Source organism: Methanobacterium lacus (genome assembly GCF_000191585.1).
Lineage (GTDB): Archaea > Methanobacteriota > Methanobacteria > Methanobacteriales > Methanobacteriaceae > Methanobacterium_B > Methanobacterium_B lacus.
Map to the genome: position 1 here is coordinate 797,211 of NC_015216.1, position 16,371 is coordinate 813,581.

General features: G+C 33.2%; 13 protein-coding genes. 6 read left to right on the forward strand and 7 right to left on the reverse strand.

Features of this window, described 5'->3' with window-relative positions:
* Positions 1-126: 126 nt before the first annotated feature.
* Together METBO_RS04255 and METBO_RS04260 are read right to left on the reverse strand one after the other, a co-directional pair.
* Positions 127-1,407, reverse strand: a complete 1,281-nt coding sequence (locus METBO_RS04255; protein WP_013644439.1) for a glycosyltransferase — start codon at positions 1,405-1,407, stop codon at positions 127-129.
* Between the two features lie 237 nt (positions 1,408-1,644).
* Entirely contained in the window at positions 1,645-2,862 is a 1,218-nt protein-coding gene (locus METBO_RS04260) for a GDP-mannose 4,6-dehydratase (protein ID WP_048186349.1), read from the reverse strand.
* Between the two features lie 179 nt (positions 2,863-3,041).
* Here METBO_RS04260 and METBO_RS12590 point away from each other — a divergent pair, with 179 nt between their 5' ends.
* Complete coding sequence (locus METBO_RS12590) at positions 3,042-4,376, forward strand: tetratricopeptide repeat protein (RefSeq protein ID WP_013644441.1); 1,335 nt, start codon at positions 3,042-3,044, stop codon at positions 4,374-4,376.
* A gap of 235 nt (positions 4,377-4,611) precedes the next feature.
* Here the strand turns inward: METBO_RS12590 and METBO_RS04270 are convergent, their stop codons facing one another.
* The 4 genes from METBO_RS04270 to METBO_RS13180 form a co-directional block, all read right to left on the reverse strand.
* The gene (locus tag METBO_RS04270) at positions 4,612-5,214 is read right to left on the reverse strand and encodes a hypothetical protein (RefSeq protein WP_048186350.1); all 603 of its coding nucleotides are present in this window, start codon (positions 5,212-5,214) and stop codon (positions 4,612-4,614) included.
* Between the two features lie 63 nt (positions 5,215-5,277).
* Complete coding sequence (locus tag METBO_RS04275) at positions 5,278-5,913, reverse strand: hypothetical protein (RefSeq protein WP_013644443.1); 636 nt, start codon at positions 5,911-5,913, stop codon at positions 5,278-5,280.
* Positions 5,914-5,925: 12 nt separating this feature from the next.
* On the reverse strand, positions 5,926-6,159 hold the full coding sequence (locus METBO_RS04280; RefSeq protein ID WP_013644444.1) for a hypothetical protein: 234 nt from the start codon (positions 6,157-6,159) through the stop codon (positions 5,926-5,928).
* Between the two features lie 218 nt (positions 6,160-6,377).
* Positions 6,378-7,793: a DUF1616 domain-containing protein gene (locus METBO_RS13180; protein ID WP_013644445.1), complete on the reverse strand. Its 1,416-nt coding sequence runs from the start codon at positions 7,791-7,793 to the stop codon at positions 6,378-6,380.
* A 235-nt stretch (positions 7,794-8,028) separates the two neighbouring features.
* Here METBO_RS13180 and METBO_RS12595 point away from each other — a divergent pair, with 235 nt between their 5' ends.
* The 3 genes from METBO_RS12595 to METBO_RS13365 are packed head-to-tail and all read left to right on the forward strand — an operon-like array spanning position 8,029 to position 10,936.
* Positions 8,029-8,919 (forward strand): phosphoenolpyruvate carboxykinase (ATP), encoded by an 891-nt coding sequence (locus METBO_RS12595; protein ID WP_013644446.1) that lies wholly within the window; start codon positions 8,029-8,031, stop codon positions 8,917-8,919.
* The gene (locus METBO_RS04295) at positions 8,916-10,781 is read left to right on the forward strand and encodes a lasso peptide isopeptide bond-forming cyclase (protein WP_013644447.1); all 1,866 of its coding nucleotides are present in this window, start codon (positions 8,916-8,918) and stop codon (positions 10,779-10,781) included. Before METBO_RS12595 ends, METBO_RS04295 begins: the two co-directional genes overlap by 4 nt.
* Positions 10,782-10,828: 47 nt before the next feature.
* Positions 10,829-10,936 carry a lasso RiPP family leader peptide-containing protein gene (locus tag METBO_RS13365; protein ID WP_013644448.1) on the forward strand — a complete coding sequence of 36 codons (108 nt, stop codon included), beginning with the start codon at positions 10,829-10,831 and terminating at the stop codon, positions 10,934-10,936.
* 436 nt (positions 10,937-11,372) lie between these two features.
* On the opposite strand, the gene METBO_RS04300 is transcribed toward METBO_RS13365, so the two are convergent.
* Positions 11,373-15,275, reverse strand: coding sequence for an invasin domain 3-containing protein (locus METBO_RS04300; RefSeq protein ID WP_048186351.1), 3,903 nt, complete (start codon positions 15,273-15,275; stop codon positions 11,373-11,375).
* Positions 15,276-15,518: 243 nt separating this feature from the next.
* On the opposite strand from METBO_RS04300, the gene METBO_RS04305 reads away from it, so the two are divergent.
* Together METBO_RS04305 and METBO_RS04310 are read left to right on the forward strand one after the other, a co-directional pair.
* On the forward strand, positions 15,519-15,809 hold the full coding sequence (locus tag METBO_RS04305; protein ID WP_013644450.1) for a PqqD family protein: 291 nt from the start codon (positions 15,519-15,521) through the stop codon (positions 15,807-15,809).
* Entirely contained in the window at positions 15,796-16,218 is a 423-nt protein-coding gene (locus METBO_RS04310) for a lasso peptide biosynthesis B2 protein (protein WP_013644451.1), read from the forward strand. The genes METBO_RS04305 and METBO_RS04310 overlap by 14 nt, the downstream gene beginning before the upstream one ends.
* Positions 16,219-16,371: the final 153 nt, after the last annotated feature.

A 16,371-nucleotide genomic window follows, 5' to 3' on the forward strand; every position in this document is an offset into this window, starting at 1 on the left:
GAAAATAATATTAGATCACAGATCCAATTTTTGTCTCTATGATAATATTAATCTTAGGTGTCCTAAAAAAATAGTTGAAATTAAATTTTTTTTATACGATATTGATAGGTTCAAGTGGTAGTGTAATCATTTGCCCATGGTTCGTTCGATCATCCTACTCATTGAATGAAGTATGATACCAGTAAATGCAATGAAGGTACCTGCAAGTGTAAGAAGTGCAGCTAAAGTGGTCGGTGCAAGGGAGCTTGTTTCATGATTCAGGTAGTCTCCAAAGAAGATCAAACCAGCTAACAAACCAATGATGATCATGACGATCCCTGGAAATGTGAAGTAGTAAAGTGGTCTGTTAAATTCCATATCCTGCAGTACCTTAACCAGCACACCAATACCATGTGTCAGGGGATGTTTTTTAGAACCATTCACATCATACCTCACACCTATGGGTACTTCTTTTATTCTGAAACCTGCATTTGAGGCTTCAATTATCATTTCACTTTCAATACCATAACCAGATTCTCTAAATTTAAAAGCTGGAATGGTGTAGGCAGCAAAAGCTCTAAATCCACTTTGACTGTCAGTTATATCGCTCCTTGCATTGAAGTTGGTTGCCACATCCAGCACATTTTGCCCCACCCTCCTGTAGGCTGGAGTGTCCTCATCATCGCCATCCAGATACCTACTTCCATTAACTATGTCTGCTTCTCCATTTATAATGGGCTTAATAAGTTTTGGTATGTCTGTCACACTGTGCTGACCATCTCCATCCAATGTTATCAGGATCTCAGAGCCTTTGGCCGCATTAAATCCTGTTTCAAGTGCTTTACCCTTTCCCTGATTGACAGGATGTTTCAAGATCTCAGCACCTGCAAGGACAGCAATCTCTTCTGTTCTGTCTGAACTCCCATCATCAATAACAATTACCCTGTCCACGTACATCCGTGTCTTTAAAACCACACTTCCTATTGAAACCTGTTCGTTGTAGGCAGGAATTAGGGCTGTGATCTGCTGGGAAATTTCATCCTTTTTCTTTTCAGATTTGTATTTGTAGACAGCCATCTGTAAATTAGCATTTAATTCACTTGTTTTAATCGGTTTAATCATATAGGCGTAGGGTTCTGTTAACCGGGCTCTTCTTAACACTTCCTCATCGAAGTAGGCAGTAATGTAAATGATGGGTGTGTCCATGTGTGACTGAATAACCTCTGCGGTTTCGATTCCGTCCATTTCTCCCTGAAGAACAATGTCCATCAAAATAATATCTGGATCCTTTTGGAGAGCTATATTTATTGCTTCTTTTCCTGTTGCTGCAGTTCCCACAACTTCGTATCCAAGATCCTTCAGCTGCTTTTTGATCCCAACAGCTACAACACTCTCATCATCCACCACTAAAACTTTAATTTTGTTCATCAATTGTCCCCTAAACCCTTTAGATAAATTAAACTTATTTTTATCCCCTGATAAATGCTGCACAGAAATTTTGTATCTAAAACAGTAGCCCGATGTTTGCCACCAAACACAAGGATATCTAAACTGTCATTTATTATGTAATCCATTGTATATAGATGCATCGCCCTTTTTTTTGACCATTATGGTGAACTAAAACCCTCTATTATTACTTGTTAAAATAATGGTAATAAATCCTATTTATTTGGGATTTAAATAATCCAACTGATCACCGATGATGTCCTTAACGGTGTAACTGTAATTTGCCCCTATACTCCTTATTTTAGTGTTATCACACAGACTTATAGGCACCTCAGAAGGTCTGAACCTTTCCAGATCAAATTCTATGGCAACTTTTCCCTTATCTGTAAATACATTGATTCCACCATCCTGTGCAGTGTACTCCAAACCTTCCTCGAGGATAGCAGAGTCAACAGCAGTCTTTACGAACTTAACACCAAAAACAGGGTCGTTGTTTGTGACTGCAGGATCCTTCATCACCTTCTCACCAGTAACGGTTTCAATTTTTTCAATACTGTAGCCTGCTGTTTCAAGACTCAGTAGTATGTAGCTCAACACACTGTTGGTTCGCATTGCACCCTGATTGTAAACATCACCAGACACACCGTTGGCTGCAAGCTGAATGTAACCATTCACAACATCCTTAACATGTGACCAATCCTTGAGTGCATTCACATTCCCTATCCTGATACTGTCAACTTTGCCTGCCTTCAAATCTGAAACCTGTTGGGTCACAACAGATGTAACGAACATGGGTCCACGACCCGCTCCTTCATGGTTGAATGCCCTCGAAACCACCGTGCACAAACCAAAGGAGTCATGATAATTCCTCATCAAATACTCACAGTAAACCTTGGATGTTGCATAGGGAGACATTGGTCTCAATGGATTGGATTCTTTAATTGGAAGTTCAGGTATGGAAATTGGCTCTGGAAAAACAACTCCATACTTTGATTTAAGGGTTTCATACTGCTCCTCTGAACTTATAACAAGGCCATACTCATCACTAGAACCTGCAAACACAACTTTAGGATCCAAATCCTTGATTCGGATGGCTTCAAGCAGGTTACTAGTTCCATTGGCATTTATCATCTGGGTCTTCAATGGATCCTTAAAGGATGCTGGTATGAATGACTGGGCAGCCAAATGAAAAACATATTCAGGTTCAGAAAGATCCAGTGCACCTGCAAGGGATGTGATATCAGTCAAATCACCCTCAACAATTTTAAGATCATCCTCAATCCCATGATTAACTAAATTTTGAGAGTAAATACCCTGAGTTCCCCTTTGAATCAGCCCATATACGTTGGCCCCATTTTTAATAAGTTCCTCTGCAAGGTAGGAACCAACAAATCCATCAGCACCTGTAATCAGTATATTCTTATCTTTCCAATCCATAACATCACCATTTATCTTATTAAGGTTCAATTTTACCCAGTTTAAACATTAGTTTTATTAAAATCAAGCTGAAATCTAAAATCTATGGTTAAATATATATTCTTTATAAATAAATAGAGTTTTAAAAGGTTTAAAACTTTCACCATTGATTCAGAAAAATTAGTAGGAGAAATTAAATAATGGTTCAGTATGATGCTCAAGAATACTTAAATCAGGGATCCAAATTCCATGAATTGGGTAGTCTTGACAAGGCATTGACCTATTATTATAAGGCTTTGGATTACCTTAAAGGTACAGATGACAAAAAAACTGAGGCAGATGCTCTTCTTGAAATAGGTAACATCTACATTGAAAAGGAAAACTACGAAAATGCCCAGGACTACTACGAAAAATCTTTGAACACCTACAAAACAGCTGATGACGACATTGGTGAAGGCTATGCTCTCACTGGCATAGGGCTCATACATGAAAAGCAGGAAAAATATGCAGATGCAAGAAACTACTACGTTGATGCAGAGGCCAAATTTGAGAACAGATCTGATAGAGAAAGAAAGGCAGCAATCATATCACTAACCGCAGGTACCTATGAGGCACAAGGAGCCTGGGAAGATGCCATCATGGAGTACAGACGCTCACTATCGATATATCGGAAAGTCAAAGACAACGATAAACAGGAAACCATAAAGGACAAGATTGAACACCTATCAATCGAAAGGGGCAAACAAAAAACATCAAGGAGCGAAAAAATCCTTGCAGTAAGCTATGTTTTTGCATTGATCCTAGCGGAAGTTACGGTAACTTATGTGAACAAAGAAACAGGACTCGTAATCGAAGCATTAATACTCATGGCCCTCCTAGTGAACTCATCATTAAATGTGTCCTACAATTACTCAGTGTTACTCCGGTCTATGATGGCACTGCCAATGATAAGGATCATCGGACTTTCAATACCACTCATGCAGATCCAATCGTTGTATTGGTTCCCCATCATTGCTGTTCCACTATTTGCAGCTGCATACACCATAATGAAGAATCAGGGTCTTACAAGGCAGCACATAGGACTCATATGGGGGAACAAAAAGGTACAATTCTTAATAGCATTAACAGGAATATTTTTAGGAATCACTGAGTATATAATACTCCAGCCCAAACCACTTATAGCTGTTTTAAACCCTGTTAATCTTATCATAGCGTCAATAATACTCATAATCTCAACAGGGCTGGCAGAAGAATTGCTCTTCAGGGGAATCATACAAAAGAATGCTGAAAATGTATTTGGAATATTTCTCGGACTACTCTACACTGCAGTACTTTTCACAGCCCTTCACATAGGCTGGAACAACTTCTACGATTTAATTTTCGTGTTTGGTGTGGCACTCTTCTATGGATATGCATTCCAAAAAACCAGAAGTATAGTTGGTGTGACACTTTCACATGGAATATCAAATTCATTCTTGTTTTTAATAGTTCCATTCTATGCACCATTATTGTTCCATTACCTTCCAATAATTTGAGATACTCGATGGAGAATAATAGTATTGTAACGTTGAACATTAATTGATACTCAAGTATCTCATGAAGTATGTAGATAACAATATCAAAGACTAATTTTCATTAAATTTAATCTAATTTCTAAAACGATAAAATAATGATAAAAAAATAATTTATTAATCAGATTTAAAACATTGAATTTTTAACTCAATTTATTCAAATCACCCGACTTATGGAATTCACATATAAACTTCTTATTTAAATGTAATATGTTTTGTTTATTTGTGTTTTGTTTGTTGAGTTTACATTCCACCATAGATAGCTGGATACAACAGCTATCCTTGTACCTTGCGGTACAAATCTGTAAGTGCCTTCAAAATCTGTATCTACACCATTGATCTTGAAGTATCCAATGAAATCAGTTCCATTATTTGTGAAGTTACTGTAACCTGTCCATGCAGCACACTTCATATCAAAATGACCTGTAACAGGAGTTTCAAACATGGCTGATTTAAAGTCCTTTTTAAAAAGGTCCATAACTGTGTTGGATGTTACATTTATGGTGTCAACAGTTCCATTTCCTATAAGACCACTGCTCGTGTAACAAAGAGGATCTTCATACTGATCTGCTCCCTTCATATCTACTTTGAAGTAGAAGTGTTCACCTTTGCCGTAGACATTGTAGGTACCACCAAGTGATCCTCCATTATGTGTGTTGTTGGGTATGGATGCATAACCTGTGTAGTTGTAGTTCATCTGATTAAATGCGTAGCTCATGAGACTGTCCCTTGTAATGTATGCTGTAGCAGAGCCCAAGACTATGATTAAAAGTATTATGATGCCTATTTTGGATTTGTTCACTAGTATCACTTCAATTAGGTTAAGAAACTAAAAAAAATAAAAAAAGAAAGTGTTGGATTAGCACTATGTTGCTAGGATGTTACATAGTGTTGCGGGTGTTACAAATACCATGGTAACTTTACCATTTCCATCAACTGTAAATATTTCTTCTTCGAATACTGGTTCTGTGCTGGATCCGTTGCCTGTTATGGTCGCAGGGTCGTTGTTAATTATTATTGTGTTGTCTGTGATGTTTGCTGGTAACTGGTTAACTGGTAGGTTTAGTACAGTTACGTTGTATTTGAGATCATCATTTTGTGGTTGTAGATTTTTGGACCAGCCCTGCATGACAAGATTCATGTCACTGCTGTTGGAAGCTAAAGTCTGGTTAAACAATCCCTTCCAGGCTAAAACTCGGACTGTTGTTCCTGCTGGTAATGGTTCATTTCCATAGCCTGCTAAACTGCTTAAGTCCATTGTTACATTACCATTTGGTTTGATGTATCCGTCTACGTAGTAATTTTGTACAGTACCATTTTTCAATGTCATATTTTCAATGACTGCATCAAAATGGAACCATGTTGTACCGTTGTTAGAAAAAGCTAATTTAGTTGATGATTGGTTTACAGTGGAGTTGGATTTGCTTGTACATCCGCTAACAGCAACTGCTATGAGTACTAATATGACCAAAAGAATTATTGCATTTTTACTGTTTTTCATAATACAAGCCCCTTAAAGAACTGTTACCACCTTATATGCCACAATTGCTACAAATACTAGTAGTAATGGTACGATGGCTATATTTGATCCTGTAACAAAAGATTTCATAGTTTTGTTCTCAGTTTCAGAACTTAATATCTCTTTAAGTGCCAGTAATGCTATTAAAGCAATTACAGCAATAATACTGTAAGCCATAACCTCAGTAGTTGTTACCGTAGTAGTGGTTGTGGTTACTGTAGATATCATACTATTATGATCTAATTATTATGATATATATGATTTTCTATAATTTTCTCTTTATTTTCCTTTTTTTTAAATATCAAGTTTTTTTTTAAGATAATTTTTTAAATCAGTTTAATCAAAAACTCTGTTTTGCTAATGTCTAACTAAACCAGTTTAAAAGCTCTTTTACTGATTTATCCACGTTCCATTTTAATGGAACAATTTTAACTTTTCAATGTAATTTAGGTCATATTCACATACAGATGAAGAGACCTGTATACATTGGTTGTGTCAGGCAACTTGTAGAGTAGGAATTCAATATTTTTGTAACCCGCCGAACCTGCAGTGAAACTGTAGGGTATCTGGGTCTGATTACCATTTGTCAATGTAATATTCTGCTGGCTCATGACAGTACCATTGGAACTAACAACCAATTCATAGTTCGCTGTCTGATACTCGTGGTTTACAATACCTATTATAACTGTGCCATTTTGACCAAGTGTTAAATTGGTTGGATAATCACTTGCCTTACCATTGGGTCCTAAAATATAGAATTCTGTGAAAGATTCTCCCTGTTTCGGTTTTAAGATGATGAAAACAGTAGTGGATATGGCCATCAAAATTGTGATAATTAAGATGATTGATAGGAATTTACCTGTTTTTGATTCACCTGAAAAACTATTTTTAATAGAGCTTAAGGTTCCTCCAAAATTCACATAGAACTTTTGACCTTCAGGAACTCTTCTACGCCTGATAAATGCTATTAATAACATTATAAGAGTGAATGCTGAAAGAGAGATAAGTATAGGTGTTAAACGAATTCCCCATGGTGTGTAATTTAACATTAATCCAATAATTGGAGTTATGGCAATACTCAACCCAAAACTCAATGCTGATCTCTCAATACCATCTAAATCTCCTTTTTTTGGGAATAATGCTGCTATTAATGAATATCCTGGAATGAAAAGTATGAGTAAAATTCCCAAGAAGGTTCTTACAAATGTTTCATTCAACTTTGGAGTGACAATGAAAATAATTGTGAGGACAGATGTTAATAATATTAACAGTAAATCTTTTGAAACAAATTTAGGATAAATATTTTTCCTTTTTTTAGTTTCTAAATTAGATTTGTCATCAATTTCATTTTTAATAACCTTATGTTCTTTATTTCGGGATATTAATTCCTTTTCATTTTTTGATCCGGATTTTTCATATAAGTCCGGTTTTATAGCATTTTTGACTTCGTAAACTCTAGAATAAATATATTTATTTTCCTGTATTGCTTTTTTCCTTCGGATTATTGCAATGAATATTAATACAATAGTTAAAAGCCCTAATGCCCCAATGATCATGTTTATATTGCTTTTTAAGAAATTGAAATAACTGAGTGGTATAAGATTTGTTAAAACGATTACAATGGCAATACCAATCAGTGGAAATCCAAAGCTTAATGCCAACCTTTCAAGGAGGTCAAGATCATTTTGTCTAGGGTATATTACGGCGATTAATGAATATCCTGAAAGGAACAATATAAGCATTATTATTAATATAATCCTGAAAATATAATTGGTTAAAGTAGGATTCATTATCACGGATAAACATGCTATTGTAGTGATAAATATCAGAATCAAATCTAAATATTTAAGTTTGTTTATCATGTATTAAACTCCATAATGAATCAAATCTTTATTTTAATGGAAGGATGAATTTAATTGAAGTAAATATAAATAAGTTATTTTTGTGTAATATCATAATTATAGTTATATAAATGCTCATATCTTATAAATTTGATTCTCAAAACGATTTATTTCATCAAATAATCTGGATATTGACTAAAAATTCAATCTAATTCATTTCACTATATTTAAATATTACAAATTTAAATTTATTTACATGGGATCTGTTGAATTGGATAAAAGGTTTAAATACGAAGCTTTTGGGCTAAATATTCTTTCAGATTTCTATTTACCTCATTTAATATCCACCAATTTTGATAAACCCGATGTTAAAATAATTAATAGCAAATTTGATTTAGATTTGAAACAAGTTAATCAAAGTGGCCCGAATTTTTACATCGATAAGCAATACATTTATAGATTTTGGGATTTTGTTGGAAAGTTTAAAATCAATAATAATACCATAATAGTCGATCCAAAGTTAGATGTGGATCAAAATATCTTAAATAATTTTATTTTAGGAACTATATTCGCGACGTTATTACGTTTAAGAGGACTATTTGTTTTACATGCTAGTGCAGTTAATATTCATGGATTTGCCATAGCATTTTCTGGATTCAAGGGATATGGAAAATCAACTACAGCTATGGCGTTTTATAATAGAGGTTATCCCATAATATCTGATGATTATATTGCCATTGACTTTCATAATGAAATTCCAATGATTTCACAAGGTTTTTCATGTTTAAAATTATCACTTAACTCAGCACAATATCTACATAAAAATAAAGTTATCAATTCTTTTGAAAAAAAGAGGTATTTCAGTGTTCCTCAGGCATATGTTACTAAAAAATTACCCTTAAAAAAAATTTACTTTATCGAACGAAATGAGTATTCCAAAATTTATGATATCACCGGCCAAAATGCATTTGTGGAACTAATAAAAAATACATTTGGAATAAATATGTTCAAAAATACGGAACTTGCTATTAATTTTTTACAATGTAATAAAATATTCCAAACAGTTAATTTATCTAAGTTAATAATATCCGATAACCTAAATGATTTGGATAAGTTAGTTAAACTTGTTGAAGAGGACATTTTATGAGTGCCATAACTGGAATTTTTAACAGGAATGGAAAAAATATTAAATTGTCACAATTTCAAAAAATGAATAGTAAATTGTCACATAGAGGCAGGGGTAACTCGAAAAATTGGATTGAAGGGAATATGGCATTGGGTCATCAAATGTTATGGACCACTAAAGAATCTTTAATAGAAGAATTGCCATTTCATGATGAAGATTTAAAATTGATTATAACTTCGGATGCAAGAATTGACAATAGAGAAGAGCTTTCAAATATATTAAACATTGAAAACAGTACTGAAGTATCGGACAGTTATTATATACTAAAATCTTATGAAAAATGGGGAGAAAATTGCCCCAAACATTTACTTGGAGATTTTTCATTTGCGATTTGGGATGATTCTCAACAAAAATTATTTTGTGCTAGAGATCATATGGGAATAAAACCTTTCTATTATTTTTTAAGCAATGATGTATTCATTTTTGGTACTGAAATAAAGGCTATAATTGACAATGATTATGTTCCATATGAATTAAATGAATATAAGTTAGCTCTTTTTTTAATGAAAGATACTGAGAATAATAAACTAACTTTTTATAAAGATATATTTGAATTGCCTGGAGGACATTCTATTGTTCTAAATAAATCAGAATTTGATATTTCATGTTACTGGCAATTGGATCCTAATTTAGAGATAATAATGGATTCTGAAGAGGATTATGTAAAAAAATTTTTAGAATTATTTGAAGAATCTGTTAAATGTAGATTAAGAAGCTGTTTTCCAGTTGGTAGTGAATTAAGTGGGGGATTAGATTCTTCTTCTATTGTTAGTGTTGCTAAAAATATTAGGGGTGCAAACGATTGTTTTCAACCATTTTGTACTTTTTCACAAATTTTTGAAGAAACTTTAGAATGTGATGAAAAGAATTATATAAATACATTAATTGATGATACAATAGAACCTTTTTTTATCAATGTAGATAATATTAGTCCCCTAAATGACATTGACACAATATTATGGTATCAAGATCAACCTTTCTATACACCACATATAACAAAACAGATCCAATTATATAAACATGTACAAGATCGAGGAGTACATGTTCTTTTAAGTGGTCAAGGAGGAGATCAGGTTTTATCATTAGGAAATAATTATTTTAAAGAATTAGCAGTTACAAATCAATGGAAAATGTTAATAAATGAAATTAATGACTTTTCTAAAATGATAAATACAAATCGATTCACTGTATTTAAAGAAAAAGTTATTTATTTGTTGTTACCTTATAAATTGAAAAAGTTTATCAAAATATTTTTAGGGATAAATGATGAAAGTATTATTAATTTAGAGTTTGCACAGAGTCTAGGATTTGATTTGAAAAATTATTATAATCACCTAAATGATGTTAATAAGTTAAACACTAAAGAAATACATTACAAAAAAATTACAAGTTCGGTAAATGAAACAGTGTTTGGAACAATAGATCGTCGAGTTGCTAATTTTGGTATTGAAGTTCGATTTCCTTTTTATGATAAGAGGCTTGTTGAATTTTGTTATGCAATACCAAATGAGATGAAATTCAAAAATGGTTGGAATAGATATATTCTAAGAGAAGCAATGAAAAATATTATGCCTGATGAAATTAGAGAGCGGGTTGATAAAAACAATTTTAGTAAGAGTTTTGAAAAAAGTTTCATCAAATATGAATTTAATTATATACAAAATATTCTAAAAAATGACAAATTGATAAGGAATTATGTTAATTTAGAATTATTTAATTCTTGTAGAATTGATAGATTTAAAGAGAGCGATTTTTTTGATCTTTGGATCATAATATTGATCAGTATATGGTTGAATCAGTTTAAAAAACGTTTTAATATCTAACAAAGAGTTTATATAATAAAAAAATAATGTATAAATGAGGGTTTCAAATGAAAAAAGTTTACAAAAAACCAGAATTAAAAGAACATGGAGATATTAAATCTTTGACGAAAGGTGGAGATATAGGAGGATTTGATCAAGATAATGCTGCTAGTTAAGTTTGCTTTAATTAATAATTTATAATAATTATCCTTATTTTCAAATATTGAATAATATAATTTTTTTAAGTAACTACTTTTAATTTTTGATTCCGTTATTTCTTTACAAGATAAATTTAATGAATATTATTAATTTAATAATACGATTTGAATAAAGCATTCTCTTATTAAATTAATACTTTAATGTCTTTGAACATCACCGTTGACTTTACTTATAGTTCATTTGTTTTTCTAAAACAGAATATTTAACTTATAATTAAAATAATGCCATGCCTCATTTCTGTAAACAAATTATTAAATATGTTTTAGAATTGCAAAATAATAGATATAACATGCGCAAATAAGCCTTTAAAAAAAGTAAGGAATAACTACTCACAATTTTGAATACAGAAAAATATATGGTATTTAGAGGGATTTCCTCTAAATATGCTCTTATTTATGATGGTGCTTCGTCTACTGTGAATATTGTTGTGTCTGCGTCGTTTCCGGTGTTCCAGTCGTATTGTGGGGATGTTCCTGTTTTGTATGCGTAGTTTGTGAATGACATTCCTGAATTTGATGTTACTCTGGCTATTATTGTTAGAGTTGCGGTTGTTGCGTTATTTAAGTTTCCTACCGTCCATAATCCTGTTATGGGGTTGTATGTTCCTTGTGTGGTGGTGAAGTATGTGTTTGGATCTGAGTCTGTGTTTAGATATAATCCTGCGGGTAGTAAATCAGTTATATTTATTCCTGTTGCGGAGTTTGGTCCGTTGTTTGTAGCGTTGATTGTTATTGTTATGTAGTCTCCTACATTAGGGGATGGTTTGTCTGTTGTTTGTGTTACTTGAATGTCTGCTGCTGGGTTGATTATTAAATTTCTTGTTTTGGTTGTTGTACCGGTGTTGGTTTGGTCGCTGCTTACTATTGTGGATACTAGGCTGAAATCAGAGGTTCCGCTTCCTGTTTTTAGTGATTCTAATAGTACAGAAAATCCTGCAAATGATCCTTTTGATGTGTTTAATCCACCAGCTAACCTATCGACCACTAGTGTGAATGTGTTCGTTGTAGGGTCAAAAGTCAATGTTCCAGGGGATATTAAATTGTATGAAACGACTTTAAATGCGTTTCCAATTTTGTAGGTCATTTTTATTCCAGTTGCAACCGTATTTCCAAGGTTGTTTATTTGAGCCAACATCACAATTTGCTGCTTGTAATCATATGTATACACTCCACTCTTCCAAGGATAATTCGTCACACTAAGATTCACACTTGAAATATATACCTTCAGTTCAGAATATCCTGACTCAGAATTATATTCAGTTTGACCTATCCTTAAAGCAATATTTTTAATTGTAGTTCCAATATTTCCAGAACCAGTTATAGTTAAAGTAGCATATTCTAAACTGTCTAATTCTGGAATTGTCCAAACACCATCTATGTATGTCCCTATTGAAGGAACGATTTTATAATTACTTAAATTATCTGGCACGATATCGCCAATTAAAATATTTGTTGCACTATCTGGCCCATTATTGTACGCAGTAATAATGAACTTAACATTCTTACCTGAATAACTTCCAGTTTGTTTAATTATTACGTTTGCAAGTTTTGTATATATTGGAATACTAGTAGAATTACCGGGATATGGATTATATTCTGTCTGGTTTAGTTCTGTTGCAGTATTATTGACTGTATTTCCAGCCATGGTAGTTTCTGCATAACCATTTATAGTTAATGTTTCGTTATCTCCACTATCTAACAATGGTATAAACCAAATTCCACTATCCATATCGAAAGTTCCCACAGAAGGTGTGATATCTGTTATTGACATTCCTATAGGAAGTAAATCCAGTATGTTAACATTGTGGACACTATCTGGACCAATGTTTTTTGCATACACTACAATCGTTAAAATATCATTGACATTAACAGTTATTTTTCCTGAGCTTTGTCCATTTACAGTTTGAGTTAATATTGGATCTCCCATTTTTGTATAAACCTTAGCAGATACTGATGGGGATTCTGAGTTGTATTCTGTTTGTGAAGTTCTTGTAGCAGTATTAGTTGTATTTTTTCCAGCCATACTAGCACTAGCTTTTCCGGTTATTGTTAGTGTGGCTGTGTCCTGATTTGCAAGATAAGGTATTGTCCAAACACCGTTACTGTAAGTTCCAACTGAAGGAGATACAATTACATTGTTAAGTCCTGATGGAATTGCATCAGTTATGATTATATTTGTTGCTGTGTCTGGTCCGTTGTTTGTAGCTTTGACTGTGTAAGTAACTGTGTCCCCAACGTTTACATTAGTTCCCGACGTTGTTTGTGAGAGAGCTACTTCAGCATCCTTCACATAAATTGTTGAATCAGAAATGGTGACCGTTTTTGGATACTCTGCCCAAGTCACAGTTGCATGGTTTGTAGTAGTTTTACCTGCCATTGCAGATGTTATTGCACCTGTGAATGTGAGTGTTGCAGTACTGCCGCTTGCGAGGCTATTAATGGTCCAAATATTATTGGCGTAATTGCCAGCTGTCCACGTAGCAGCATAACCTGCAGGCAAAATATCAGTTAACTGGATGTTACTTGCTGCATCAGGTCCTGAATTGTAAATGGTAATTGTGAATTTACCTGTATCACCCACATTCACGTTACCGTTGGCAGCAGAGTTTGTGATTGATAGCACAGATTTTTTAGTGTAAACATCCGCTGATGATATAGTATTCAAGTAATTGTTGTATTGATCCTGCCCAGTAATGGTAGCTGTGTTGGTGTTTGTGGTTCCTGCCATTGAGCTTAAAACAGTTCCTGTTATTGTTAGAGTGGCATTTCCACCATTTGCAAGGGTGGGTATTGTCCATACTCCGTTTATAAATGTTCCAACTGAAGGCGTTATCGTGTAATTGGTAAGTCCGGCTGGAATTACATCACTTATTAGAATTCCTGATGCTGCATTAGGGCCGTTATTATGGGCTTTAACAACATAGGTGTAAGTATCCCCTACATTTACAGGGGTGGTTGATGTTTGAGATAACTGCACATCTGATCTCACATCGAAGTTAACGGTTGAACTGTCAGAGAAAGTGTACGGGATGGCGTTTACTGCAACTAAATTTTGAAGTGGGTTTGCAGGGTTATCGTATAATAGTGTACCGTATGTTCCGTTAACCATTGCATAGACTGTTGCTGAACTGCTTGTAATTCCGGATAAGATTGTACTGATTTGGCCAAGGGAATTTGTTACACCACTGGTAATGCTAAGTGATCCTTTGTTTGTGTAAAAGTTCACATTGATTCCAGATAGCGGGTTACCATTTTTATCTGTAACAGTCGCTGTTAGCGTAGTTGTTTTACCGTTTTCAACTCTAATGTTACCGGGTTGAATATCGATGTTAGTTGGATACTGTACTGAAGTTGCAGCACTTATCATTTGAAGTGCCCTAGTTCTGACAGCAGTGCCTCCTCCTGAGGTAATTCCATCTGCACTATTGGTCATGTACTGGTATCTATCAGTATGGCTACTGTCATTTCCAGGGTAGGCTCCGTACTGTACAGATGTGAAATACCAGATTGCACACTGCATAGCTGCTGCTTCAGTATCCGTTGTAGGTGAATAATTTTTAATGATGTAATTCACTTTACCCCAGTCAATTTGGCTGTTTAAATCTCCATTTGTGCCGGGTAATGGTCCGTTTACAAATAAACTGTTTCCTATTGCAATATTTGTGTACAAATCGATACAATATGCTTGATAACTAACTCCATTAATATCTACATTTATAACTCCTGCAAAGTCACTGGTGCTTCCATTTTTAATTTTTACATTTGTTCCAGTACCTGTGGATGTTAATCTTGCAGAATTGGGTCTTAATTGAAAATTTGATGAACCATAATAAAGTTTATCGGTGTTGTTTAAGGTTACAGGAACTGTATTGGTTGTAGAATTGCACCCAAGAAAGCTGCAAGTTACCAAGAAACTTGTATCAGTACTGTAAAAATTGATGTAATAGTTACCATTTTGATCTGTTGTTGTTGTTCCGAGAACTCTACCTGATGTGGAGTTCACGGTGATTGTTGCACCTTTTAGAGCGTAATATGTCCCAGTTCCATATCTGTTAATAGTAACAGTTCCAGTTATAATTGGATCTCCCTTGGAACTAGTTTTTTTAGCATTTGCTGATGTTAATTTCAATGTCTGAACTTGCGAATTATTGCTGTGACTGATTGTAGTGTTGTTGTGAACTGTCGCTGCAGAAGCTGTTCCACATATTGCAATAACAAATGCAACTGTTAATAAAAAAAGAATTATTTTATTAGTTTTATTTATATCACATACCCCCTTCATTTGTTCCATAAACATGTTTAATCTTAAATAAAATCATATGAAATTCACAATCACATAATTCTTATATATATTATCAATTTTTGTGACAAAATATATACTTTTCTAATGATTTTTTATATGTATGTGACAAAATTCACAAATTAATTAGTAGTGATAAAAAAAACAAGAAAGTTTTAATATGAATTAGCTTAAACTAAAACTTATTAGAAGTATCGATATTTAAAAAAACATAATAAAATAATAATGAGGAGTTACATTATGAATAAAATTTATGATATTTCATCTTTGGTCGTTGCAGATGATGTGGTGTCTTGTAATCTTGATGATGAAGTAGCGATATTAAATACTCAAAGTGGAATTTATTATGGTCTAGATCCTATTGGGGCAAAAATTTGGAATTCACTACAAAAACCATGTTCAATATCTGATTTGATTGAATTGATACTAGAAGAATATGATGTGGAAGAAGAAAGATTTAAAACGGATTTATTAGATCTGGTAAATGATCTAAAGGAAAAAGGGCTGGTAAAAGTTAATGTATCAAATTAAAAACTTTTTCGAGCTTCCTTATTATAAAAAATCTTTGTTAATTAAAAGCTTAGTTCTTACTATATTCGTACAAACAGTTTTGTATATTATTCCATTTTCAAGAATTCAAACTATTATTAGTAGAATAACAAAAATTCAGATTAAACAAAAAAAACCGAACCAAATTGAAGATATTATTTGGGCAGTTCTAGTAGTATCATCTTACATCCCACGAGCAACGTGTTTAGTACAAGCAATCGCAGTCCATATTTTATTGGCACATAATGGATATGATTCAACTATTAAAATTGGAGTAAATAATTTAAAGAATTTTGAGGCACATGCTTGGGTGGAAAAGAAAAATAATATTATTTTAGGAAAATCTGAGATGGAATTTGTACCATTACTAAATTTAAAAATAAAACACTAAATACAATATTTTTTTTAATGAATAATATTTGGTATGTAAAAATGATTCGAAGGATATGCAATGATTTTAAATATAGTTTAATGGGTCGGTATACTGCTGATTTGATAAAATCAATGCCCAAAAAGATAATTATTTCTATCGTGCTTATGGTCA

Coding starts and splice junctions, on each gene's coding strand:
- METBO_RS04310 (WP_013644451.1), top strand. CDS start 15,796: ATGTATCAAATTAAAAACTTTTTCGAGCTTCCTTATTATAAAAAATCT.
- METBO_RS04260 (WP_048186349.1), bottom strand. CDS start 2,862: ATGGATTGGAAAGATAAGAATATACTGATTACAGGTGCTGATGGATTT.
- METBO_RS12595 (WP_013644446.1), top strand. CDS start 8,029: ATGGGATCTGTTGAATTGGATAAAAGGTTTAAATACGAAGCTTTTGGG.
- METBO_RS04275 (WP_013644443.1), bottom strand. CDS start 5,913: ATGAAAAACAGTAAAAATGCAATAATTCTTTTGGTCATATTAGTACTC.
- METBO_RS04255 (WP_013644439.1), bottom strand. CDS start 1,407: ATGAACAAAATTAAAGTTTTAGTGGTGGATGATGAGAGTGTTGTAGCT.
- METBO_RS12590 (WP_013644441.1), top strand. CDS start 3,042: ATGGTTCAGTATGATGCTCAAGAATACTTAAATCAGGGATCCAAATTC.
- METBO_RS04280 (WP_013644444.1), bottom strand. CDS start 6,159: ATGATATCTACAGTAACCACAACCACTACTACGGTAACAACTACTGAG.
- METBO_RS13365 (WP_013644448.1), top strand. CDS start 10,829: ATGAAAAAAGTTTACAAAAAACCAGAATTAAAAGAACATGGAGATATT.
- METBO_RS04295 (WP_013644447.1), top strand. CDS start 8,916: ATGAGTGCCATAACTGGAATTTTTAACAGGAATGGAAAAAATATTAAA.
- METBO_RS04300 (WP_048186351.1), bottom strand. CDS start 15,275: ATGTTTATGGAACAAATGAAGGGGGTATGTGATATAAATAAAACTAAT.
- METBO_RS04305 (WP_013644450.1), top strand. CDS start 15,519: ATGAATAAAATTTATGATATTTCATCTTTGGTCGTTGCAGATGATGTG.
- METBO_RS13180 (WP_013644445.1), bottom strand. CDS start 7,793: ATGATAAACAAACTTAAATATTTAGATTTGATTCTGATATTTATCACT.